The 22,702-nt window shown below is 64.4% G+C and carries 21 protein-coding genes; 8 read left to right on the plus strand and 13 right to left on the minus strand.

What is annotated here, in order from left to right; all coding sequences use genetic code 11:
• Window positions 1-35: 35 nt before the first annotated feature.
• Together AC628_RS25200 and AC628_RS25205 are read left to right on the plus strand one after the other, a co-directional pair.
• On the plus strand, window positions 36-836 hold the full coding sequence (locus tag AC628_RS25200) for an AraC family transcriptional regulator (RefSeq protein WP_074129508.1): 801 nt from the start codon (window positions 36-38) through the stop codon (window positions 834-836).
• 159 nt (window positions 837-995) lie between these two features.
• Window positions 996-2,348 carry a malonyl-CoA decarboxylase gene (locus AC628_RS25205; protein ID WP_074129491.1) on the plus strand — a complete coding sequence of 451 codons (1,353 nt, stop codon included), beginning with the start codon at window positions 996-998 and terminating at the stop codon, window positions 2,346-2,348.
• Between the two features lie 162 nt (window positions 2,349-2,510).
• Here the strand turns inward: AC628_RS25205 and AC628_RS25210 are convergent, their stop codons facing one another.
• From AC628_RS25210 to AC628_RS25250, 9 genes are all read right to left on the minus strand, one after another.
• On the minus strand, window positions 2,511-4,880 hold the full coding sequence (locus AC628_RS25210) for a TonB-dependent receptor (RefSeq protein WP_074129492.1): 2,370 nt from the start codon (window positions 4,878-4,880) through the stop codon (window positions 2,511-2,513).
• Window positions 4,881-5,186: 306 nt separating this feature from the next.
• Entirely contained in the window at window positions 5,187-6,248 is a 1,062-nt protein-coding gene (locus AC628_RS25215; protein ID WP_074129493.1) for a hypothetical protein, read from the minus strand.
• A 166-nt stretch (window positions 6,249-6,414) separates the two neighbouring features.
• Entirely contained in the window at window positions 6,415-7,584 is a 1,170-nt protein-coding gene (locus tag AC628_RS25220; protein ID WP_074129494.1) for a mandelate racemase/muconate lactonizing enzyme family protein, read from the minus strand.
• 141 nt (window positions 7,585-7,725) lie between these two features.
• Complete coding sequence (locus AC628_RS25225) at window positions 7,726-7,986, minus strand: DUF3297 family protein (RefSeq protein WP_050422511.1); 261 nt, start codon at window positions 7,984-7,986, stop codon at window positions 7,726-7,728.
• Window positions 7,983-8,459: a glutathione peroxidase gene (locus tag AC628_RS25230; protein ID WP_074129495.1), complete on the minus strand. Its 477-nt coding sequence runs from the start codon at window positions 8,457-8,459 to the stop codon at window positions 7,983-7,985. The genes AC628_RS25225 and AC628_RS25230 overlap by 4 nt, the downstream gene beginning before the upstream one ends.
• Window position 8,460: 1 nt before the next feature.
• Entirely contained in the window at window positions 8,461-9,852 is a 1,392-nt protein-coding gene (locus AC628_RS25235; RefSeq protein ID WP_074129496.1) for an amidase family protein, read from the minus strand.
• Window positions 9,853-9,924: 72 nt separating this feature from the next.
• Window positions 9,925-10,494 carry a c-type cytochrome gene (locus AC628_RS25240; RefSeq protein WP_074129497.1) on the minus strand — a complete coding sequence of 190 codons (570 nt, stop codon included), beginning with the start codon at window positions 10,492-10,494 and terminating at the stop codon, window positions 9,925-9,927.
• Between the two features lie 123 nt (window positions 10,495-10,617).
• Window positions 10,618-11,880, minus strand: a complete 1,263-nt coding sequence (locus tag AC628_RS25245) for a PQQ-dependent sugar dehydrogenase (protein WP_143201788.1) — start codon at window positions 11,878-11,880, stop codon at window positions 10,618-10,620.
• A 170-nt stretch (window positions 11,881-12,050) separates the two neighbouring features.
• Window positions 12,051-12,308, minus strand: coding sequence for a DUF6894 family protein (locus tag AC628_RS25250; protein WP_016839844.1), 258 nt, complete (start codon window positions 12,306-12,308; stop codon window positions 12,051-12,053).
• Window positions 12,309-12,632: 324 nt separating this feature from the next.
• On the opposite strand from AC628_RS25250, the gene pqqA reads away from it, so the two are divergent.
• The 6 genes from pqqA (at window position 12,633) to pip (ending at window position 17,199) form a co-directional block, all read left to right on the plus strand.
• Window positions 12,633-12,713, plus strand: a complete 81-nt coding sequence (pqqA, locus tag AC628_RS25255) for a pyrroloquinoline quinone precursor peptide PqqA (RefSeq protein ID WP_035635412.1) — start codon at window positions 12,633-12,635, stop codon at window positions 12,711-12,713.
• Window positions 12,714-12,885: 172 nt separating this feature from the next.
• Window positions 12,886-13,815 (plus strand): pyrroloquinoline quinone biosynthesis protein PqqB, encoded by a 930-nt coding sequence (gene pqqB / locus AC628_RS25260; protein ID WP_074129498.1) that lies wholly within the window; start codon window positions 12,886-12,888, stop codon window positions 13,813-13,815.
• A 20-nt stretch (window positions 13,816-13,835) separates the two neighbouring features.
• Entirely contained in the window at window positions 13,836-14,591 is a 756-nt protein-coding gene (gene pqqC / locus AC628_RS25265) for a pyrroloquinoline-quinone synthase PqqC (RefSeq protein ID WP_028342422.1), read from the plus strand.
• 112 nt (window positions 14,592-14,703) lie between these two features.
• Window positions 14,704-15,012 carry a pyrroloquinoline quinone biosynthesis peptide chaperone PqqD gene (gene pqqD, locus AC628_RS25270; protein WP_074129499.1) on the plus strand — a complete coding sequence of 103 codons (309 nt, stop codon included), beginning with the start codon at window positions 14,704-14,706 and terminating at the stop codon, window positions 15,010-15,012.
• The gene (gene pqqE / locus AC628_RS25275) at window positions 15,009-16,238 is read left to right on the plus strand and encodes a pyrroloquinoline quinone biosynthesis protein PqqE (RefSeq protein ID WP_074129500.1); all 1,230 of its coding nucleotides are present in this window, start codon (window positions 15,009-15,011) and stop codon (window positions 16,236-16,238) included. Before pqqD ends, pqqE begins: the two co-directional genes overlap by 4 nt.
• Complete coding sequence (gene pip / locus AC628_RS25280; protein ID WP_074129501.1) at window positions 16,228-17,199, plus strand: prolyl aminopeptidase; 972 nt, start codon at window positions 16,228-16,230, stop codon at window positions 17,197-17,199. Before pqqE ends, pip begins: the two co-directional genes overlap by 11 nt.
• 734 nt (window positions 17,200-17,933) lie before the next feature.
• Here the strand turns inward: pip and AC628_RS25285 are convergent.
• From AC628_RS25285 to AC628_RS25300, 4 genes are all read right to left on the minus strand, one after another.
• Entirely contained in the window at window positions 17,934-18,641 is a 708-nt protein-coding gene (locus AC628_RS25285) for a L,D-transpeptidase (RefSeq protein ID WP_074129502.1), read from the minus strand.
• A 211-nt stretch (window positions 18,642-18,852) separates the two neighbouring features.
• Window positions 18,853-19,695, minus strand: a complete 843-nt coding sequence (locus AC628_RS25290) for a molybdate ABC transporter substrate-binding protein (RefSeq protein WP_083633132.1) — start codon at window positions 19,693-19,695, stop codon at window positions 18,853-18,855.
• Window positions 19,696-19,824: 129 nt separating this feature from the next.
• Window positions 19,825-21,018: a DUF1501 domain-containing protein gene (locus AC628_RS25295; RefSeq protein WP_074129504.1), complete on the minus strand. Its 1,194-nt coding sequence runs from the start codon at window positions 21,016-21,018 to the stop codon at window positions 19,825-19,827.
• A gap of 15 nt (window positions 21,019-21,033) precedes the next feature.
• Window positions 21,034-22,578 (minus strand): DUF1800 domain-containing protein, encoded by a 1,545-nt coding sequence (locus AC628_RS25300; protein WP_074129505.1) that lies wholly within the window; start codon window positions 22,576-22,578, stop codon window positions 21,034-21,036.
• Window positions 22,579-22,702 lie beyond the last annotated feature (124 nt).

Genomic DNA, 22,702 nt, shown 5'->3' on the forward strand with positions numbered 1-22,702 from the left:
AGGTTATAGGTGCTTGTCCTGACGGGATGTCGCCAATGACTATCGCTGAGCCGCCAATAAGAGCCCTCCACAAGGACCGGCGTGTCACCGGCGACGGCGTGCACATGGTCGCGCGCAGCTACCAGAAGGGTGTCCGGCTCGACCCGCACATGCACCGCGAGGCGCAGCTGGTCTATGCCGCCAGCGGCACCATGCAGGTGACGACGCCGAAGGGCCGCTGGCTGGTGCCGCCGGACCGCGCGGTGTGGGTCCCTGCCCTGCTCCCGCACGCGATCGACGTGCTTGCCGACATCGAGATGCGCACGCTGTATTTCGACCAGGCCTGGCTCGCGCGCGAGAAGCGCAGCGACAGCCTCGGCCATGAATTCGTGGTGCGGGTGTCGCCGCTGGTGCACCAGGCGATCCTCGCGCTGTTCGACGCGTCCTGCGGACGCGAGCGCACCGAGCTGCTGATCAGGCTGGTGATGCTGGAGCTGCACCAGGCCGAGGATTCCGCGACCTTCATCCCGCTGCCGCAGGAGCCGCGCTGCCGCCGCGCCGCCGACATCGTGCTGGCCGATCCAACCCGGGACCACGAGATCGACGCGCTGGCGCGCACGGTCGGCACCTCGGCGCGGACGCTGTCGCGGCTGTTCGCGGTGGAGACGCAGCTCTCCTTCAAGAGCTGGTGCCAGCGCGCCCGCATCGCGGCCGCGATCGAGCGCCTGTCGACCGGCGCCAACGTCTCAGTCAAGCAGGTCGCCTCCGACCTCGGCTATGCCAGCGTGCCGGCATTTTCCCACGCGTTCCGCCAGGTTACCGGCAAGACACCGACCTCATTCGCGGAGAAAACGTGAACGGGCTTTGTCACCGGGCGCAGCGATGACGAATTATGCCGCCTGTCGCGCTGCGACATATTTCCGTACGATCCATGCGCTTGATTGCATTCCTGCCGACCTTAAATCCCGTGTAAGGTCCGGCTTCACTGGATACGACCCGCTGGATACGACCCGTAAATGGCCAACGCTTTCTTCTCAGACCTGCTCTCCACGATCTCCGAACGCGGCCGCGTCCTGCTCGGCCGCGCCAGCCCGGCCAACGACAAGCAGGATGCGTCCGAGCTGCTGGAATTGTGCGAGGCGCTGCTGTCCGGCCGGGGCGAAGCCTCCGGCACCGCAATGGCGCGCGAAGTGCTCGACCGCTACCACCACCTCGACGCCGCCGGCCGCCTGTCGTTCTTCCAGACGCTGGCCCGCGATTTCGGTCCCGATCACGCCAAGCTGGCCCAGGCGATCGAGAGCTGGCGCGCCAACGCCAATGGCGACGACGCCAGCGACCTGCATTTCGCCTCCGAGCCGCGCCGCCAGGAATTGATCCGCCGGCTCAATCGCGCGCCGGGCGGCACTGGCGAGCTGGTGTCGATCCGCTCGGATCTGCTTTCATTGATGAAGGGCAACAAGGACCTCGCCGCGCTCGATCGCGACGTGGTGCACCTGCTCTCGTCCTGGTTCAACAGGGGATTCCTCGTGCTGCGCAGGATAGACTGGTCGTCGCCGGCCAATATTCTGGAGAAGATCATCCGCTATGAGGCGGTGCATGAGATCCGCGACTGGGATGACCTGCGCCGCCGCATCGATCCGATCGATCGCCGCTGCTACGCATTCTTCCACCCGGCCCTGGCCGACGAGCCCTTGATCTTCGTCGAGGTTGCGCTGACCGAAGCGATCCCGGGCGCGATTGCGCCGCTGCTGGCGGAAGAGCGCGAGCCGGTGCCGGTCGAGAAGGCGCGCACCGCGGTGTTCTATTCGATCTCCAACACCCAGCGCGGCCTCGGCGGCATCTCCTTCGGCAGCTTCCTGATCAAGCAGGTGGTCGAGGAACTGCGCCGCGAATTGCCGAAGCTCGACAACTTCGTGACGCTGTCGCCGGTGCCGGGCTTCATGCAGTGGGTCAAGCAGGCCGACGACGTGCCGCTGACCGACGAAGACCGCCAGCTGCTGGAGAGCCTCGGCAAGCCCGACTGGACCGAGAACGCCGAGCTCGCCACGCAGCTACGCGCCGTGCTGGAACCGCTCGCCGCCTACTACTTCCTGAAGGCGCGCACGCCGAAGGGACGGCTGATCGATTCGGTCGCCCGCTTCCATCTCGGCAACGGCGCGCGGCTGGAGCGGATCAACTGGCTCGGCGACCTCTCTCCCAAGGGCCTGCGTGAATCCGCCGGCGTCATGGTCAACTATCTCTACCGCCTCGACGACATCGAGAAGAACCACGAGGCCTATGCCAACAATGGCGAGGTGATCGCCTCCAGCGCGGTGAAGAAGCTGCTGAAGGGCGAAGGCCGGCGGCTGCTGGACATGCGGCTGGGGTAGGCCTCCGCTCTCCCCCATTGCGAGCCAACGGGTCGCGCGAACGCGCGCCCGATGACAGGCTCCGCGAAGCAATCCATAGTCCCGCAGCGGAAGCGTGGATTGCTTCGTCGCTTCGCTCCTCGCAATGACGGAAAAGCAGTAACCGCCCCCCACGACTGAGACTCAAAACCTCGCCCGCGCCATCAGCTTTACCGTGCGGCCCTGCCCCGGCGAGATGTTGTTGTTGCCGTCGGCGGAGGCCCAATAGCCCTTGTCGAAGATGTTCTCGACATTGAGCTGGGCGCTCCAGGTCTCGTCGATCTTGGCATAGACCGCCGCATCGAAGCGGACGAAGCTCGGCAGCCGCACGGTGTCGTCGGACGAGGCAAAGGAATCGCCAAAATAGATCACGCCGAGCGCGGCCGACCACATCGGCGTGAATTGATACTTGTTCCACCAGGCAAACTGATTGTAGGGCACCAGCTGGACGCGGCTGCCGGGCACGACGGTCGCCGAGGTGGCGCCGGTGATCTTCGCGTCGGTGTAGGCATAGGCCAGCGACGACTGCCACTGCTCGGTGACATGGCCGGTCAGGCTCGCCTCGATGCCGCGGGTCTGGGTGCTGCCGGAGGGAAAGAAGAAGCCGGGATTATTGCCGTCGGGGATCGGCTGGTTGGTGCGGTTCAGATTGTAGACGGCGGTCGAGAACAACAGCTTCGGATTGATGTTCCACTTCATGCCGAGCTCGACATTCTCGAAGCGCTGCGGCTGCAGGATCAGCGTGCCGTCGGTCAGCGAGCTGAACTGGTCTCCCGACGCCGGCAGGTAGGAGATGCTGTAGGCGGTATAGACCGACATCTGCTCGATCGGCTTGATGATCAGGGCGCCCTGCGGCGACACCAGGTTGTCGACGCGGCCGCGATTGATGTTGGTGTTCATGTCGGTCGCCGACATGTCGAAGCGGTCGAACCGCGCGCCGGCGATGATCTGCACGGCGCGGGAGATCTCGATGGTGTCCCTGACATAGCCGGACTGGATGTTCAGCGCGTAGCGGCTGTTCGAGTCGGGCGTGGTGACACCGTCGGTGTTGGTGCCGGTGAAGTGGTGAAGGAACGTCACCGCGCCGAAATAAGTCGGCGCGAACGGGTTCTGCACGATGTTGGTGCCATCAGGGAACACGCCGGTGTTGCGGATGTCGACGCCGCTCTGACGGCCGAACTCGGTGCCGAAACCGACGGTGTGGAACAGCGGACCGGTCCAGGTCTTGTAGGTGAAATCGGTCTGGTTGAAGACGTTGTCGCGGTTGGTCGTGTGCTGATAGGCGCCGAGATTGACCGCGGTGTCCGCCGGATTGACCGCGCCGGCAAGCGCGCCGCCGGTCGGATAGACGTTCTGGTAGAATTTCTGGTAGTCGGCGGCGATGGTGCCGTTGCGCACCGTCAGCCCGTTCTCGAAATCGTGCTCGATGATGGCCATGCCGGTCTGCACCGTCGCCTGCGCGGTGTTCAGGCTCGGACTGCCGAAGAAGGTCGAGAAGTCCCCGTTCGGCGCAAACGGCGTCGTCGGGTTGAAGCGGGTCGCGCCGCCCGGCAATCCCTGCGAGGGATTGCCGCGATCGGCGGTGCGTTCGTCGTGGAAGTACTCGTAGCTCAATTTGATCTTGGTGTTGTCGTCGGGCTTCAGCGTCACCGTCGGATTGATGCCGTAGCGCTCCAGATGGTTGAAGTCGCGGAAGGCGTCGGCGCCCTCGTAGAACACGTTGAGCCTTGCTGCGACGTTCTCGTTGATCGCCTGCCCGGCATCGAGCGTGACGCGGCGATCGCCCCATGACCCGGTCTGCGCTGTCGCCTCGTAGACGCGGTTGCCGTCGGCCTCCTTGAGCGTGCGGTTGAGCAGGCCGCCACCGGCGCCGCGGCCGAAGGTCAAGGCACTCGGCCCCTTCAGCACCTCGATGCTTTGGGCGTTGTACATGTCGCGGAAATACTGCACGTCATCGCGAAAGCCGTTGACGAAGAAGTTGGCGCTGGAATCGACGCCGCGGATCACCAGCTCGTCGCGATTGCCCTCGCCCTGATGCACGGCGACGCCGGGAATGTAGCGGGTGACGTCGGTGACGCCCTGGTAGTTCTGGTCGCGGATCTGCTCCCGCGTCACGACGCTTAGGGATTGCGGGATGTTGACGATGGCTGTGTTGGTCCTGGTCGCAACCGATGTGCTGTTGGCGAAATAGCCTGACGTGCCGGTGCGGGCATCCTGCGATTCCGTGAAAGGCTTCGGCGCGGCCGCAGGCTCGATCCGCCGCGCCGTCTGGGTGCGGCGGCCGCGCGCCGCGGTCGTGTTCCGCGATGTCGACGGCACACTGCGGCGGTGCTGCGCGGCCGGCGCGGTGACGGTCACCGGCGGCAGTGACGATGCGCCGCCTTGCGCCGGGGACGACTGCGCCTGCGTAGGTGACATTGCGAAGGGAATGCTGAGGGCAAGATAGCTCGTCGTGAGCAGCGACAGCTTGGCAAGCAAAGCGATGCGACGATTATTTTGTGATCTTGATGTCATGACGTCGTCCCCAAGCAACTCTCGCCTTGAGCGAAGGCGATGCGTCGTCCTCTAGAGACGTGAGGTGCACTGCGTCCAGACGACGCGCCCGGGAAAATTTTTGCGTGACGACGGAATAAAACCGCGACGAAAGCACGCAGGTGCTGCTCCCAGCGAGCGCAGGATGAGAAAAGTCAAGGATGCAAATGGTTTCCGTCGGCTTCCGGATTAGCGCGTTGAAACGAAGAGCGGCGCTTGCGCGCCGCCCTTCTTGTAGAGATTCCAGATTGTATCGGTTCTAAGCGGCCTCTTGATAGGCCGTCGGCGTCACGCGATTGCCGATCGCGGCCGCAGTCCCGCCGGCAGATGCGTGTCGATCCAGGCCGTGATCGCGCGTTCGTTGCGATGGTAGAGCAGGCCCGCGGCGATCACGGCAATGCCGATCAGCGACAGCGAGAACGGAAACCACAGCGAGTCCTTGAACACGACGTCGGCGAGATGTCCGAGATAGAGGCAGATGCCGAACGCGCCGAACACCGCATACGCACGCCGCATCAGGATCACGGCGATCACGACGAGGCCGACATTGAGCAGGCAGTAGATCGCCTTGCCCAGTTCGGTCGAGCTCGAGGACGCGGTGATGCCGCCCCAGAACGCCATCAGGCCGAACAAATGCAGCCAGAACGCAAAGTCGGCGTTGCGGCTGCGATAATCCACGATCCAGGCCACCGCGAGGACGGCTAATCCGAACCAGACCGACACGCGGCGCTGCGTCTCGAAGTCTGCATGGGCCGTGCCGCTGAACCATGGCGCCAGATCCATCGACATGAACCACAGCGCAAACGCGATGATCGCGACGATGAAGGCGAAGCGGAAGTAGCGCAGCGCGACGACGCCGGCGGCAACCGTCGCGAGCTCCATGAAGATCCAGCTGCCCTTCACCCAGACGTAGAAGTCCTGCACGGTTCCGGGCTTGCCGAACTTGCCCCACCAGCCGAGCTCGTCCTGGATGCCATAGACCGCAAGCGGTGCCATCGAGACCGCGATCGCGATCAACAAGCCGCCGGGAACCCGCAGATTCCTGCCGTACCAGAGATGGTGACCGGCGACGCCGAACGCGACGGCATAGGCGATTGCGCAGGCTGTGAGGGCTCGGCCACCCATCTGGGTGAATGCCAGGGTCGAGAACAGGCCCATGGCGCCGATCACGATCAGCGCGCCGGCGTACCAGAGCACATGGGCGGCATCGAACTTGGCAGTCGGGCTGGCATCGCCGGCGGCACCCTGCCCCTCATGACTGGCCAGGAAGGCGAGCAGCCGGTCCAGATCAGCCGCGCTGATCACCCCGGCATCAGCAGCTTCCCGAAGACTCTTCGCTGAATATGGCATACGGCTGTTCCTCATGGCCGGTTCCGGCGCCTTCCCGGTTCCGGACGAGGCGCCGCTCCTGCATGAGTATACCGAAACGTGAGCGACGTTCAATATTTTATTGAGCGACGCTCAAACTGTCTTACAAGCAGACCCAAGCCTGTCGGGCTGGCCGGATTGGCACTGGCTAATCGGCCAGCGCCTTCATTTCCTTGTCGAGGTCCGACTTGCCCTCGAAGCCGATGCCGGGGAGGTCGGGCATCACGATGTGGCCGTTCTCGACGCGGACTCCGTCCGGGAACCCACCATAGGGCTGGAACAGGTCCGGGTAGCTCTCATTGCCGCCGAGCCCGAGGCCGGCCGCGATGTTGAGCGACATCTGGTGGCCGCCATGCGGGATGCAGCGGCTCGGCGACCAGCCGTGGGTCTTCAGCACCTCGAGCGTGCGCTGATATTCGCAGAGCCTGTAGGACAGCGCGCAGTCGAATTGCAGCCAGTCGCGGTCCGGCCGCATGCCGCCGTAGCGGATCAGGTTCCGTGCATCCTGGTGGCTGAACAGGTTCTCGCCGGTCGCCATCGCACCGGGATAGAATTCGGCCAGCGCGGCCTGCAACGCGTAGTCGAGCGGATCACCAGCCTCCTCGTACCAGAACAGCGGATACTCCCGCAGCATCTTGGCGTAGGCGATCGCGGTCTCCAGATCGAAGCGGCCATTGGCATCGACCGCAAGCTGCGCGTCGCTGCCGATTTCCTTCAGCACCGCCTCGATGCGCTCGCGGTCCTCGGCAAGCGGCGCGCCGCCGATCTTCATCTTCACGACGTTGTAACCGCGGTCGAGATAGCCGCGCATCTCCTTGCGCAAGGCGCCGAGGTCCTTGCCCGGATAATAATAGCCGCCGGCCGCATAGACGAACACGCGCGGATTGGCGGTGAGACCGTGGCGCTCGGCAAGCAGCCGGAACAGCGGCTTGCCCGCGATCTTCGCCACCGCGTCCCACACCGCCATGTCGATGGTGCCGACCGCGACCGAACGCTCGCCGTGGCCACCCGGCTTCTCGTTCGACATCAGCGTCGACCAGACCTTGTCCGGATCGAGATTGTCGCCGGTGGCATCGAGCAACGCTTTCGGATCGGCCTCAAGCAGACGCGGCGCAAAGCGTTCGCGGATCAGACCGCCCTGCCCGTAGCGGCCATTGGAATTGAAGCCGTAGCCGACCACCCGCTTGCCGTCGCGCACCACATCGGTGACCACCGCGACCAGGCTCGAGGTCATCTTGGTGAAGTCGATATAGGCGTTGCGGATCGGCGAGGAGATCGGTTTCGTCACCTCGCGGACGTCGACGATGCGGACGGACATGCTGTTGCTGCTCTCTATTTTGGGTGCCCGCTTCTCTCCTCACCGTCATTGCGAGGAGCGAAGCGACGAAGCAATCCATTTCTCAACAAGTGGAGGAATGGATTGCTTCGCTGCGCTCGCAATGACGGCAGAGGAAGCGCCTCAGGACTTCGCCTTATCCCGGAAATACGGTTCGACCGGGCCGTGCACCTTGATGGTCAGCGGATTGCCGTAACGGTCCTTGGCATTGCCTGCGGTGACCCGCACCCAGCCCTCACTGATGCAGTACTCCTCGACATTGGTCTTCTCGGCGCCCTTGAAGCGGATGCCGACGTCACGGGCGAGAATCTCCGCGTTGTAGTACGGGCTGTTCGGATCGACCGAGAGGCGGTCGGGGAATTGGTCGTTGGTGTCGTCGCTCATAGCAGCGCCTCGATTTCCTTCTTCAATCCTTCGGGCCGGGCGGTCGGCGCATGCCGCGCCACGACCTTGCCGGCGCGATCGACCAGAAACTTGGTGAAGTTCCATTTGATCGCCGGCCCGAGCAGGCCCGACTTCTCATGTTTCAAGTGTTCGTACAATGGATGCGCGCCACTGCCATTGACGTCGATCTTGGCGAACATCGGAAACGTCACGGCGTAGTTGGTCTCGCAGAACGCCGCGATCTGCGCGGCCGTCCCCGGCTCCTGCGCGCCGAACTGGTTGCAGGGGAAGCCGAGCACGGCAAAGCCGCGCGGCGACAATCCGGCGTGCAGCTCCTGCAGGCCCTTGTATTGCGGCGTGAACCCGCAGGCGCTCGCCGTGTTCACGATCAGCAGCACCTGCCCCTCGAACTGCCGCAACGGCGTATCCTCGCCGGCAAGCGACTTGGCGGTGAAATCGTAGACCGTCGGCATGTTAGATCACCGGGTCGATCGGCGACGACGGCGTGCCGCCGGCCTCGACCGCTTCACCCGCGGCAAGACAGAGATCCTCGCGATAGCGGGCCGCCACCAGTTGCACGCCGACTGGAATCCGTCCCACCAGCCCGGTGGAGACGACGAGCCCGGGGAGACCCATGAACGGGATCGCGATCTGCGGCAGCTGGGCGTGCCACACCCGCGCGAACGATGCCTCGTCCTTGCGGTCGAGATGATCGGGGAACGGCAGCTCGCCGGAGACCGGCATCAGCAGCACCGGATATTTGTCGAGGAAGGCAAACCATTCGCGGGTCAAGGTCGCGCGGCGGGTCAGCGCCTGCGACAGGTCGAACGGATGCACCCTTGAGCGGACGCCGCGCAGGCAGGCCAGCGCGCCGGGATCGCCCTCGCGTTCGGCAAACGCAAGCTGCGCCTCGTAGCCGTCGCCGAGCCAGAGCCGGGTCTGGATCTCGGCCGCCTCGCGCAGCGACGGCGTGTCGGCGACCTCCTCGACGATCCAGCCGGCGGCTTGCAGACGCTTGCCGGCATCGGCCACCGCGGCGACGACTTCCGGCACCGGGTTGAGACCATCGGGATTGAGGCACATCGCAACGCGCTTCTCGCGCGGCGGTCCCTCGAGCGGCACCGGCGCGTACCAGGGATCGCGATAATCAGGCGCCGACATCGCCGCGAGCGAAATCCGCAGATCGCCCACGGTACGCGCCAGCGGGCCTGAGACCGCGCTGATTTGCGGACCGATCGGCCGCTCCGGCAACGCCGCGTTGAAGGCCGGGATGCGGCCCATGCTCGGCCGCAGGCCGTGCACGCCGCAGGCATAGGCCGGATAGCGGATCGAGCCTGCGATATCGGTGCCATGCGCGATATGGCCGATGCCGGCCGCGACCGCGGAGCCCGCGCCGCCGGACGAGCCGCCCGGCGTGATGCCGGGATCGCGCGGGTTCTTGGTGTCGCCGTGAATGAGGTTGGTGGTGAACCAGCGATAGGACACCGCCGGACAATTGGTGCGGCCGAGCAGCACCGCGCCGGCCTTGCGCAGATTGGCGACCACGGGGTTATCGGCCTTAGCGATCAGGTCGCGCTGCGCCTTCAGGCCGTTGGTGGTGGCGTAGCCTTCCTGATCGACATTGACCTTGATCGTGATCGGCACGCCGGCAAGCGGCCCGACCGCCTCACCGCGCGCAATTGCCGCATCGATCGAGGCCGCCTGCGCCAGCACGTCGTCCGGCCGGTGATCGACCACCGCGTTGATCTTCGGGTTGACCGCATCGAGCCGGGCGAGCCCGGCCTCCGCCGCTTCCTTCGCCGATACCTTCTTCGATTTGATGAGGCCGGCGAGCTCGGTTGCCGACAGACGCCAAAGATCCTGCATGAGACACTCCGTATGACGGAGGCGTTTTAGCGCTACATGCAGAGCAAGGCCAGCTTCCCGCCGCGTAGCCGGTCAGCGGAAATGCGCGATGTAATAGGCAAGGTCGCCGATCTGCTCCTTGGTGACCGTCTGCATCACGTCCGCCATGGTGGCGTCGTAGCCGTGGCGGCTGTTGTCCTTGTATTCGGCCAGCGTCTTGGCGAGGTAGTCCTCGCGCTGGTTGGCGATGCGGGGAACGTTGTCCTTGCCGGAGAAATCGGTGTTGTGGCAGCTGTTGCAGCGGTTCTGCTGCGCCAGCGCCTGGCCGCGCGTCATCCGCGCCGGATCGCCGGCATCCGCGGGCGGCGTCGGCTTCGGCAAGGTGGCGATGAAATCCGAGAAGCTGCGCAAATCGTCGTCGGTCATCGGCTTCGCCATCTCGTTCATCGGGTCGAATACCCTGAGCTTCTCGCGAAACATGAAGAGCTGGATCAGCGCATAGGGCGCCTGCTGGCCGCCGAGCGAGGGCGTGTTCTCGGTTTCCGACGTGCCGTGCTCGCCGTGGCAGGCAAAGCACGCCGCGGCGCGTTCCTGGATGGTCTTGGCATTTGCCGGCAGAGCGATGCAGGCGAGTGCCAAGGCCGCGATCATTGTTTTATGCATTGGCCGCTCCCGGCAAATTCCGTCATTGCGAGGAGCGAAGCGACGAAGCAATCCATGTCGCCGCAAGAGGCAGAATGGATTGCTTCGCTTCGCTCGCAATGACGGTGACTGAGCTACTTTGGCTTACTGATTTGCGACCTTGGGCTTGCCGTAGCTGACGCGATAGACCGCGCCGTTCCAGTCGTCGGAGACCAGCAGCGAGCCGTCCTTCAGCAGCATCACATCGACCGGGCGGCCGACATACTTGTTGTCCTCGAGGAAGCCGGTCATGAACGGCTCGACCGACTTCACGGTGCCGTCCTTGTTCAGCCTGACTGCGACGACGTCACCGCCCTGCTTCTGCGACTTGTTCCAGGAGCCGTGGCGCGCGACGAAGATCACGTTCTTGTAGGTCTTCGGGAACTGGCTTCCGGTGTAGAAGCGCATGCCGAGCGATGCGGTATGCGGGCCCATCAGGCCGACCGGCGGCGTGTAGTCCTTGCAGTTCTTGCCCCAGCCGAGCTCCTGGTCGATGATGTTGCCCTGGTAGCAGAACGGCGCGCCGAAATCCTCGCCCGCCTTGGTGACGCGGTTCAGCTCGTCTTCCGGTACCGTCTCCGACAGCCAGTCGCGACCGTTGTCGGTGAAGTACATCTGCTTGGTCTCGGGATTCCAGTCGAAGCCGACCGAGTTGCGCACGCCGAGCGCATAGACCTCGGCGCCGGAGCCATCGAGATTCATGCGACGGATCTGGCCGTGGTCGGCGTCATGCAGCACGTTGTTGCCGGGCTGGCCGACCGGGACGTAGAGCTTGTTGTCCGGACCGATCGCGATGAACTTCCAGCCATGCGCCTCGTCCTTCGGCAGCTTGTCGTAGATGACGGTCGGCTTCGGCGGGTTGTCCAGATTGTCCTCGATCTTGTCGATCTTGGAGACCTTCGAGAGCTCGGCGATGTAGAGCGTGCCGTCCTTGAAGGCGACGCCGTTCGGACGATAGAGGCCGGAGGCGATCACCTTGACGGAGCGCTTGCCGTCCTTGTTGACGATGGCATAGACCTTGTCGACGAGGCGGCTGCCGACGAACACGGTGCCCTTGTCGCCGAGCGCCAGCGAGCGCGCATTGGCCATGCCGGCGGCGTAGACCTCGACATTGAAGCCGGCCGGCACCTTGAGCTTGGCGAGCGGCAGCTTGTCGGGCGCTGACGGCAGCGGCGGCGGCGCCACCGGCGCGAGCTTGGCGGCGGCTTCATTGTCCGGACGTCCGATCAAGGGCGAGCCCGGCGGCAGTGGCTGGGCGGCCGGGGCTGCACCTGCGGCCGGCTGCTGCGCCGCAGCAGAGAGCGTAAACGCGCCCAGCATGGCCCCCGCCAGCAGCAGGCTGCGCGGTGCGAACGAGTGATTTTTCATGGAAATTCTCCCCTGGGTGGAAGCCGTTGTTGGTTGCGCGCCATTGAGGTCGAGCGGCGCCATCAGGCTTTCCGTTCATAGTCTTGCGAATTTGTCCGGACAATTGCAATCGGAAACATGCCGGCACCGGCCAACGCATGGTTGTAGCCGCGCGGCCTTGTCAGCGTGCGTCAGTGCCTGGTCATCGAGCGGTCCGGGCGATCGAGAATCGCCTCGGTGAAGGGAAACTCCAGCACGATCTCGCCCTCGTCGTCGGTCACCTCGATGACCGCGCTGAGCAACGCGCCGTCGGCGCCTTCGGTCTTGAGCAGCTCGCGAATCATGGCCCGCGCCATCTCCCACGCGCGATCCGGGTCGCGCAGGATTTCGCCGTCGGGATCGGAGATCAGCTCGTCGCCGATACGGGTATTGAAGAAATAGCGTGGCATCGGCTGAACTCGGCTCGGTTAGTCGCTTCCCGTGACGGGGAAGCACGGAATCGTCATCAGGACCTTCGGAGGATCATCTGGCCCCTGTCTCATAGTCCAAGATCATCATTCGCCGTGTGGCGAACAACAGGAAAAAGGTCTGATGCCACCGGGTTTTGACGGGAAAAGCGCGCACAAATTTGTGAGTGGGGCGGATTGGCCTTCCGCAGTGCAGCATGCCGTCCCCGAGGACGCCTTGCGAAAAATTTAAGTGGCGAACTTTTCCAACCACAGTAGTTTACCGGCAGGGCGGAAAGTTCGTCCGGTTGCAACAAGGAGAGCCAAATGGCCTGGAAAGCACCGAAGATCGTCGAAGTGTCGGTCGGCATGGAAATCAACATGTATATGTGCGCCACCCGCAAGTAAGCGGCAGCGCCCTATACACGTTTAGCGTTTTAGCGCAGGTGGACATCCGGGCGTAACGCGCTCCCGAGCACGGGGGTGTGTTCCAATGCCGGAGTCCACCTCGTAACGTTTCTGGGTCCAAGTCTCTGGGTCCAAGTCAAACTTCAGAGTCAAACTCTCCAGGGGACGGATCATGCTTCGTATCGTCGTCCTGGGTGCCGCGGCGGGTGGCGGCGTTCCGCAGTGGAACTGCGGCTGTGCCGTCTGCAGGACGGCACGAAGCGACCATCCCGAATTGCAGTGCACGCAAGCCTCGATCGCCGTCAGCGGCGATGGTGCGCACTGGTTCCTGGTCAACGCGTCTCCCGATCTCCGTCAGCAGCTGATCGCAACGCCACAGCTGCATCCGAAGCCCGGCGCGCTGCGCCATAGCCCGATCGCGGGCGTCATCCTCACCAATGGCGAGATCGATGCGGTCACCGGGCTGTTGTCGATGCGCGAGGGCTCGCCGTTCGCGATCTACGCCCATGAGCGGGTGCTGGCGATCCTGCGCTCGAACAGCATCTTCAACGTGCTCGGCGAGAAGAACGTCACCCGGCTTCCGATCGCGGTCGACCAGCCCTTCGAGCCGGCCCTGCCCGACGGATCGCCGTCCGGGCTCGAGGTGCTGCCGTTCGAGGTTCCCGGCAAGGGCGCCTGGTATCTCGAGGGCAAGGCACACCCGGCGGGCGCCGACGGCGTCGGCGATACGCTGGGCCTGCGTATTGCGGACAAGCGCAGCGGCAAATATTTCTACTTCCTGGCCGCCTGCGCCCGTGTGACCGACGACCTGAAAGCACGGCTCAAGGGCGCGCCCCTGGTGTTCTTCGACGGCACGGTGTGGCGCGACGACGAGCTGATCGCGGCGGGCCTCGGCAACAAGACCGGCCAGGGCATGGGACATATCGCGATGTCGGGCGATCAGGGCGCGATCGCAAGCCTCGCCGGGCTCGACATCGGACGAAAAGTGTTTTTGCATATCAACAACTCCAACCCGGCGCTGCTTGGGACCTCGGCCGAACGCAAGACGGCCGAACAGGCGGGTTGGCAGATTCCCGCCGACGGAACGGAGATCGTGCTGTGAATGTCGTGCCTACCTCTGGAATGACCGCGCTCTCGATCGGCAAGGGCATCACGCTCGATAGTGCCGAGGAGATGGAGGCGACGCTGCGCACCATCGGCGCGACGCGCTACCACAGCCTGCACCCGTTCCACCGCCTGCTGCACGGCGGCAAGCTCAACAAGGGCCAGGTCCAGGCCTGGGCGCTGAACCGCTATTACTACCAGAGCACGATCCCGCTGAAGGACGCGATGGTGATCTCGCGCTTCCGCGACCGCAATACACGGATCGAATGGCGCCATCGCATCGAGGATCACGACGGCGATCTCGGCAATGAAGGCGGCATCGAGCGCTGGCTGAAGCTGACCGAAGGCCTCGGCCTCGACACCGCTTATGTCGAGTCCACCGAAGGCATCCTGCCGGCGACGCGCTTCGCCGTGGAGGCCTATGTGCATTTCTGCCGCGACCGCACGCCGCTGGAGGCGATCGCCTCCTCACTCACCGAATTGTTCGCGCCGAACCTGCACGAGGAGCGCATCTCGGGGATGCTGAAGCACTACGACTTCGTCAACCCCGACATCATGAGCTATTTCAGCCGCCGCCTGACCCAGGCGCCGCGCGACGCCGGCTTTGCACTCGACTACGTCAAGCAGCATGCCAGGACGCCCGCCGAGCGCGAGGCGGTCTGCAATGCGCTGATCTTCAAGACCAACGTGCTGTGGGTGCAGCTCGACGCGCTCTATCACGCCTATGTCGACGGCCAGATTCCGCCCGGCGCCTTCGTGCCGAAGACAGGTTAAAGCATGATCCGGAAAAGTGCGAAGCGGTTTTCCGAGAAGATCATGCTCAAACAAGGAGCTAAAGTGCGATGACGATTCAACTCAATCTCATCGCGCTTTAGAGACAGACATCATGGCCAGCCGCAACATCAGCGTCAGCGAGACCAGCCGGCCGAAACTGCCGCGCCACACCAGGCTGAAATTCGACGAGACGCGGCAGGTCTGGGTGATCCTGGCGCCGGAGCGCGTGCTGGCGCCGGACGAGATCGCGGTCGAGGTGCTGCACCTCTGCGACGGCGTGCGCAGCGTCGCAGAGATGGTGGACCAGCTCGCGGAAAAATACGCCGCGCCACGCGAGGCGATCGCGACCGACGTGATCGCGATGCTGCAGGATTTGGCCGACAAGGGCTTTCTCACCGAAGTGCGCGAGAGCACAGCATGAGTGACACGCTCGCCGGCAACAAGACGACAGCAGGCCCAACCGACGGGCTCGCGGTGCTCGAGCAAACGCGCTCGGCAGCCGAGACCTACGGCATCCCGCTCGCCGTGCTGCTCGAGATCACCCATCGCTGTCCGCTGCAATGCCCCTATTGCTCCAACCCGGTCGAGCTCGACCGCGGCTCGACTGAGCTCACTACCGACGAGTGGACAAAGGTGCTGAGCGAGTTGGCCGAGCTCGGCGTGCTGCAGATCCATTTCTCCGGCGGCGAGCCGACCGCGCGCAAGGACATCGTCGAGCTGGTGCAACACGCGACCGATGTCGGGCTCTATTCCAACCTGATCACCTCGGCGGTGCTGCTGACGAAGGACAAGCTTTCGGCGCTGGCCGACGCCGGCCTCAGCCATGTGCAGATCAGCTTCCAGGGCAACGAGCCCTTGGTTGCCGATCGCGTTGCAGGCCTGAAGGACGCGCACAGGAAGAAGCTCGAGGTCGCGAAGTGGACGCGCGAGCTCGACATGCCGCTGACCGTGAATGCGGTGATGCACCGGCAGAACCTGCATCAGCTGCCCGACATCATCCAGATGGCGGTCGATCTCGACGCCGACCGGCTCGAAGTCGCCAACGTGCAGTATTACGGCTGGGCGCTGAAGAACCGCGCCGCGCTGATGCCGACGGTCGCGCAGATCGAGGAGACCAGCCGCATCGTCGAGGAAGCCCAGGTGCGCCTCAAGGGCACGCTCGCGATCGACTATGTGGTGCCGGACTATTACGCGCTGCGGCCGAAGAAATGCATGGGCGGCTGGGGCCGCCAGTTCTTCAACATCTCGCCGGCCGGCAAGGTGTTGCCGTGCCACGCCGCCGAAAGCATCACCGGGCTCGAATTCGAGTCGGTGCGCTCGAACCATTCGATCGCTTGGATCTGGCAGAACTCGGAGGCGTTCAACCGCTATCGCGGCACCGGCTGGATGCCGGAGCCGTGCAAATCCTGCGAATTCCGCGAGGTCGATTACGGCGGCTGCCGCTGCCAGGCCTTTGCGCTGACCGGCGATGCCGGGAATACCGACCCGGCCTGCGCGCTGTCGCCGCGGCATGAGGAGATCTTCAAGCAGGCCGAGCGGGAATCCGCCGGCTCGCAGAACCGCTTCCTGTATCGCAACTTCGCCGGCGGCACGCTGGAGACGGACGAACGCCAGGAAAAGCCCCAGGACAAATCTCATGGCGCCTGACGCCGACGCCGGCAAGGCTGCCAGGCGCGCCGATCCCTTTGCTCCCCTGACATCGGAATGGCTCGATGTCGGCGACGGCCACAACCTTCACGTCGAGAGCGTCGGGCGCGAGGGCGGCATCCCCGCGGTCTATCTGCATGGCGGCCCGGGCAGCGGCTGCCAGCCGGATCATCGCCGGCTGTTCGATCCCGAGCGCTTCCACGCCGTGCTGTTCGACCAGCGCGGCTGCGGCCGCAGCCGGCCGAAAGGCAGCCGCGACCACAACACGACGCAGCACCTAATTGCGGACATGGAGAAGATCCGCGAACGCTTCGGCTTTGCGCGCTGGATCGTGGCCGGCGGCTCCTGGGGCGCGACGCTGGCGCTGGCTTATGCAGAAGCTCATCCCGAGCGGGTCAGCGGCCTCGCGCTGCGCGCGACATTCCTCGGCACGGCCGAGGAGCTGGAAGACGTCTTTCTGCGCGCCTTGCCGCGCTTCTATCCCGATCTCTCGGAAGACTTCCTCAACTTCCTGCCCGAGTACGAACGCTCGACGCCGCTTGCGGCCTATTATCGCCGCATCCTCGATCCCGACGCGGCCGTGCATGCACCGGCGGCGCGCGCCTGGCACGACACCGAACGCGTGCTATCGGAGCACACCCCGAAGCAGACGCGGCTCGATCTGAAGGCCTCAGGCGCCCTGCCCTCGACGCCGTTCATGGAGGCGCACTACTTCGCCAACGATTGCTTCATGCGGCCGAACCAGTTGATGGACGAGGCCGGCAAGCTCGCCGGCATTCCCGGCATCCTGGTGCAGGGCCGCTACGATCTGCTGTGCCCACCCGCCACATCGCACGCGCTCGCCGCGCGCTGGCCGGGCAGCGAGGTCCGCATCGTCGATGGCGCGGGCCACATCCTCTACGATCCCGGCATCCGCAACGCCGTGATGAAGTCGATCGCCGACCTGGCGGCAAGACCATGACCAAGGCACCCGGCATTCTTCCGCGTGTCGGCTGACGAGGATAAACCGGCCCCCACCGAGCATCGGCAAGATCGACGCAATCGACCCGTTGCGGACTCAAAGCTCTCCTGTCATGCTTCCCAAATGGTAAGCGGTTTGGAAAAGGCTCGACGAATGGAATTGCGGCGCGCTACAGGCACGCGTGCCGACCCGCGTCCTCGGCCCCCGCATCCAGAGCTATCGCTGCAGGGACGCAACTATCTCATTGCCCATGCCTGTTTCGATTGCCGGAAATCATGGAAGGTTCGGGCGAATACGAACACCGTTTGCCCGCATTGCGGCTCTTACCTTCATGAGATGGGTCGCGCGTTCAAAGCTCCGAAGCGGGCCGATGCCGAGCAATGGCTGAAGGTGGAGGCTCTCTGGTCGGCAGGCTTCCGCTTTTGGCACTACGCGGGCGCACAGCCATTGCCAGAGCGACTACGGGATGTTGAGGACTTCATACGCAGAAATCCAGAACACCCGGCGCGCATCGCGCGCTGATGTCCGCAATCGGCCCCGTAGCGGACACGACGTTGACCCGACAAAGGGCGCCCTCGATGCTTGCGCAGCGAGCACGCAGCGCCTCAGCCTGCTGTCCGGGTTTCGTCGCGACGCCAATGTAAGCCGCGCGCGCGTTCAGGGCGGCGTAGTCAAGCCGACGGGATTCTCGGAGAGCTGTTGGCGGCGCCCGGACCGGCGGCCGACGCCGTTGCCTATGCCGGCAGCACGATCACCTTCGTTTTGACGGGCGTTCGCGAATAGAGGTCGAGCATGTCCTGGCTGAGGAGGCCGGTACAGCCGCTCGTAATGCCGTTCCCGATCGTTTCGGGATCGCTGGTGCTATAGATCGTGTAAAGCGTGTACACCCCATTTTGATAGAGGTAGAGCACGCGGGCGCCGAGTGGATTGTCGAGACCTCCGGGCATGCCGCGAGCATATTTGCCCGCCTCCGGCTGGCGCGCGATCATTTCCTTGGGTGGCGTCCAGGTCGGCCATTCGGCCTTGCGGCCGACATAAGCCTCCCCGCTCCACCGGAACCCATCGCGGCCGACATTGGCGCCATAGCGGGTCGCGTTTCCCTCACCTTCAATGCGGTAGACATAGTACTTGCTGGGATCGACGATAATCGTACCGGGCGCCTCATTGCTGTCGTAGCGCACTGTCTTGCGAAAATATTTCGGATCGACCTTGCTGACGTCGATCGCGGGGATCGGGAATTTCTCGTTGGGCACGGGCCCATAGACTTTCTCCGCCTCGGCCAGGCTCATGTAGTCGGATGCGCAACCAGCCAGGCTAAGCGCGGCGAGACCGGCAGCGGAGCCGAACAGAAACGCCCGGCGGTTGACAAGCCGCGACCGATGACCAGGCAGAGTCCCCTCACCCATCGCGCCGGCGTCGGCAATTCCACGGTCCATAAACATGATTTCGGATTTTCCCTTGTCCCGTTGTACGCCCGGAAAAGACTTTGGCATACAGCAGGAGGGTGGAGAAAAAGTTCTTCGTCAGTCGAGGTCGAAATCTCCTTGACCAACAGGCGCCTTGTGAGTCTCACCTGAGAACAATGCGAGAACTCTCTTCTTGAATGCTGCTGACCCATCGCTGCTTCGTTGAATCCAGTGAAGCGAAAACGGCCTAGGCCGGATCCATTCCCTTGGACTTGAGCACGGCGGAACCGGTCGGACCGGTGAGGAGTTCGATCAGCGATCTGGCCGCTGCCGGATCCTTGCTCGTGGATCCGATGCCGACCGCGAAGACGATTACGCTGTTCAAATCACCGGGTAGAGGACCGACCACCTGAGCCCCCGGAACCGCGGCAATTTCCGAGGCCTGTGCGACGCCCATTTCGACTTCGCCCTTGGCGACGAGTTCGCCTGCTTCGGCGCCCGGCACCAGGACGGTCTTGGATTTCATCTGGTCGGCGATGCCGAGACGATCAATGACCTTGGCGAAATAGACGCCACTGGCACCGCCCCTCGCTGGATCGGCATAGGAGATCGATTTGGCGGCGAGAAGCGCAGTCTTCAGTTTCTCCACCGTGCTGATATCGGGCTTGGGCGCACCGGTACGTACCCCGACGGCGACATAAGAGCTCCCCACGTTGACGATGCTGCCCTGGGCAACCTTGCCCTGGGTCATTAGACCGTCGAGGGCAGTGCGCGAGAGGATCATCACATCTGCGGTTTCGCCGGCCTCGATCCGCTTCTTCAGATCGGCGATCGTGCTGTAGACGACCATTAGCTTGTTGCCGCTGCCGCTCTCGAACTTCGGGATCAGTTCGCCGAGTGTAGGGGTGAGCGCGACCGTGCTCATGACCTTGACGTCGGCGGCATGCGCGGCGGGTGCTGCCGCTCCCAGAGCCAACAGGAACGAACACTCGACGACCGCTGCAACGGCGGCCCATCGCGAGAAAAACCGTCCCATCATGGCTTTCTTGCCCCCCGGTTGGCTGGATCCCAAACATAACCGAAGCGCCATCGGAGCAATAGGCCTCACTGCCGCGTGGTCAGCCCGCAATCCGGCTGCCTGCGGACCGCGAAAAGATAGTCGCCTGCCTTCTTGTCGGTTGCTCTCAGATAGTCGTCGACGGCTTGCCGCAGCGCCCCTTTAAACCAGGTTCAGGTCCTTCGGCTTGATGCCGGTGAAGATGCGCTCGAGGCTCGCCTGCTGCAGGCCGTAGACGTGCTGGATCAGGCCGGCGAAGAACGCCTTGTAGTCGGTCAGCACAGGAAAATCGCGATTCTGGAACAGCGTCGCCTGCGCGACCTGGACCTGCTCGCCGGCCATCCGTCCGCCGTTGATGCCGCCGCCCATCACCCAATAGACGCTGCCGTGGCCATGATCGGTGCCGCGGTCGCCGTTCTCGCGGAAGGTGCGGCCGAATTCGGAGATCACGACCACGACCGTATCGCGCCACATCTGAGGACCGATCTCCTCGGAGAAGCCGGCAAGGCCCCTGCCCAGTTCGCCGAGACGGTCGGCGAGATAGCCGGTCGCCGCGCCCTGGTTGACATGGGTGTCCCAGCCGCCGACGTCGACGAAGCCGAGGTTGAATTGCTCGCGCATCAGGCGGCCGATCCGCCGCGCCGAGAGTTCGAACCCGCGCGGCGACACCGCACCGCGGTTGGCGGCCATCATCTCCTCGGACACCGATTTGTAGACGTCGTCGCGGACGCGAAAGCCTTCCGACACCGAATTGGCGAGATCGCCCTTCGCATACATCTCCCTGATCAGCCGCGCCTGCCGGTCGTCGACACCCGGCTTGCTGACGCTGGCGATGCCGATGTTCGGGATCTGGTTCTGGCCGCGGAAGATCAGCGGCAGCTGGTCGGTGAAGGAGATCGGCTTCACCCGCGTCAGCTCGGTCGCCAGCCGGCTCATGAAGCCGGAGCGGTAGTCGCGGCTGCCGCCGACCGCCTGCCCGAGCTCAATCGTGTCCTGGGTTTCGAAATGGCTGCGCGAGAGGTCGTCGCTGGTGCCGGCAAACGGGACGAAAGCGATCTCGCGCCTGGCCCAGAGCGGATAGATCGAGTCGCGCAGCGCCGGATGCAGCCCCCAGCCGGCGTCGAGCGCCAGCGCCGCATTCGGATTGCCTGCATCGGGCCGCGCCACCGCCAGCGTCGGGCGCGAGGCGTAATAGAATTCGCTGCCGACCGGCACGACCACATTGGCGGCGTCATAGGCGCCGCGCAAGAACACGACGAGCAGACGCGCGTCGGTCGCAGGCGCCGCCCAGACCCGGCCGGCAAGGGTGAGCGACGCAGAAGCGGCGAAGGCCTTGATCAGTTCGCGGCGATTCATTGGCGAACCTCCCTTTCAGTGCATGAACTCGGGTGACGACAGAAACAGCGTGTTCCAGTCCTGCGGCGAGACGGCCTGGTCGAGCGCGGCGAGCGTGGTCGGGCTCAGCGTCTGCCTGATGTTGCTGAAGTAGAGGCCGTTCATGACCAGCGGAAACGCCGGCTGGTCGACGGCGTTGGGCTCGTTCGGCTTGAACAGCCCGGCCGATCCCGAGCCGATCGCGCGCGCGATCTCGAAGCGCAGCATCATCTGCCCGGGACCGTTCCAGGCCGCCGACAGCATCGAATAGCCATCCGGCGTCTCGTGGTTGAACAGGCCCTCGGACAGGCGATTGAGCCAGCCCTGGATCGGCAGCGTGTTGAGGATGACCTTGTTGTCGTAGGCAAGCCGCACCGACGACATCACGTAGAGCATCGGGTCCTTGAACTTGGCGCCGCCCTTCAGGCTCGCGGTGAATTCCGGTGCATGAACCAGCGTCGACATCACGGCCGCGATATCGCCGTCGGTCTTCTGGAAGGTCTGCGCCATCTGCTGCACCAGCGCGGGCGGCGGATTGTCCGAGACGAAATAGGTCGCCAGCTGCTTTGCGATGTGCGCGGCGGTCGCGGGATGACGGCAGAGGATGTCGAGCGCTTCATCGACCTCGGCGAGACCGCGGCCCTTGATCTGATGGCCGAGGAAGGTCTTGTCGCCGAAATCGTGGCGCGCCGGATTGAACTCGAAGGCGCCCTCACGGACCAGCTGGGATTGCTGCTCCGGCTTCAGCTTCGGGTCTTCCGACTTGAAGTCGATGCCGACGCCGGTGAGGATCCGCGCCAACGCCTCGACATCGGCCTGGGTGTAGCCGGAGCCGACGCCCATGGTGTGCAGCTCCATGATCTCGCGGGCGTAGTTCTCGTTGAGGTGACCGGCCGCGTTGTCGGCGTTGTCGAGGTAACGCAGCATCACCGGATGATGCAGCGTCGCCGACAGCAGGTTGCGGAACTTGCCGAGCGCGTTGGCGCGGATCGCGCGGTCCTCGTAGTCGCCGACCAGCACGCGGATGTTGGACTTGTACTGGTGGACATTGAAGTGGTTGAACCAGAACCAGGTCAGGCGTTCGCGCAATTGATCCGGCGCATAGAGCGCGTGCAGGATGGTGCGGGCCGCGGCCTGCCGGGCGCGGTCGTTCATGGCCTGCTGATAGACCTGTTGCGCCGCCTTTTTCTGCTCCGGATCGGCGACCTGGTTGGCGGATTTCCCCTGCTGGTCGAACGAGGCCGCAATGTCGAACGGGAAGCGATGCACGTCCGGCATCGCCTCGATCTGCTTCTGGACAGCGGCCGGCAATGCACTGTTGGCCGGATGCAGTTGCTCCTGCAGCCAGCGTTCGACGCCGACCTCGCGCAGATGCGCTGCGCTCGACGCATTGACGCCCCAGGTCAGGCGGTCGAGCAGCGCGATGTCCTGTGCCGCGAGTTCGGCCGCTCGCGCCGGCTGGTGGAACGCCACCACCCCCGCGATCGTGCCGATCATCAGTTTCGCAACTGTCCGCGGTCCGAGTGTGGCCGTGATGCTCATGAAGGCTGACCTGCTCGGCTCATGGTGTCATGCCCTCAGTGTTTGCATTTGCCGGGAGGACATGCCGGCGCGGCGGGGCGTGGTGCTGCGGGCCTTGGTGGCGGGGGCGCTGCCATCCGCGGCG

Source organism: Bradyrhizobium sp. NAS96.2 (genome assembly GCF_001908235.1).
In the GTDB taxonomy this organism is placed as follows: Bacteria; Pseudomonadota; Alphaproteobacteria; order Rhizobiales; family Xanthobacteraceae; genus Bradyrhizobium.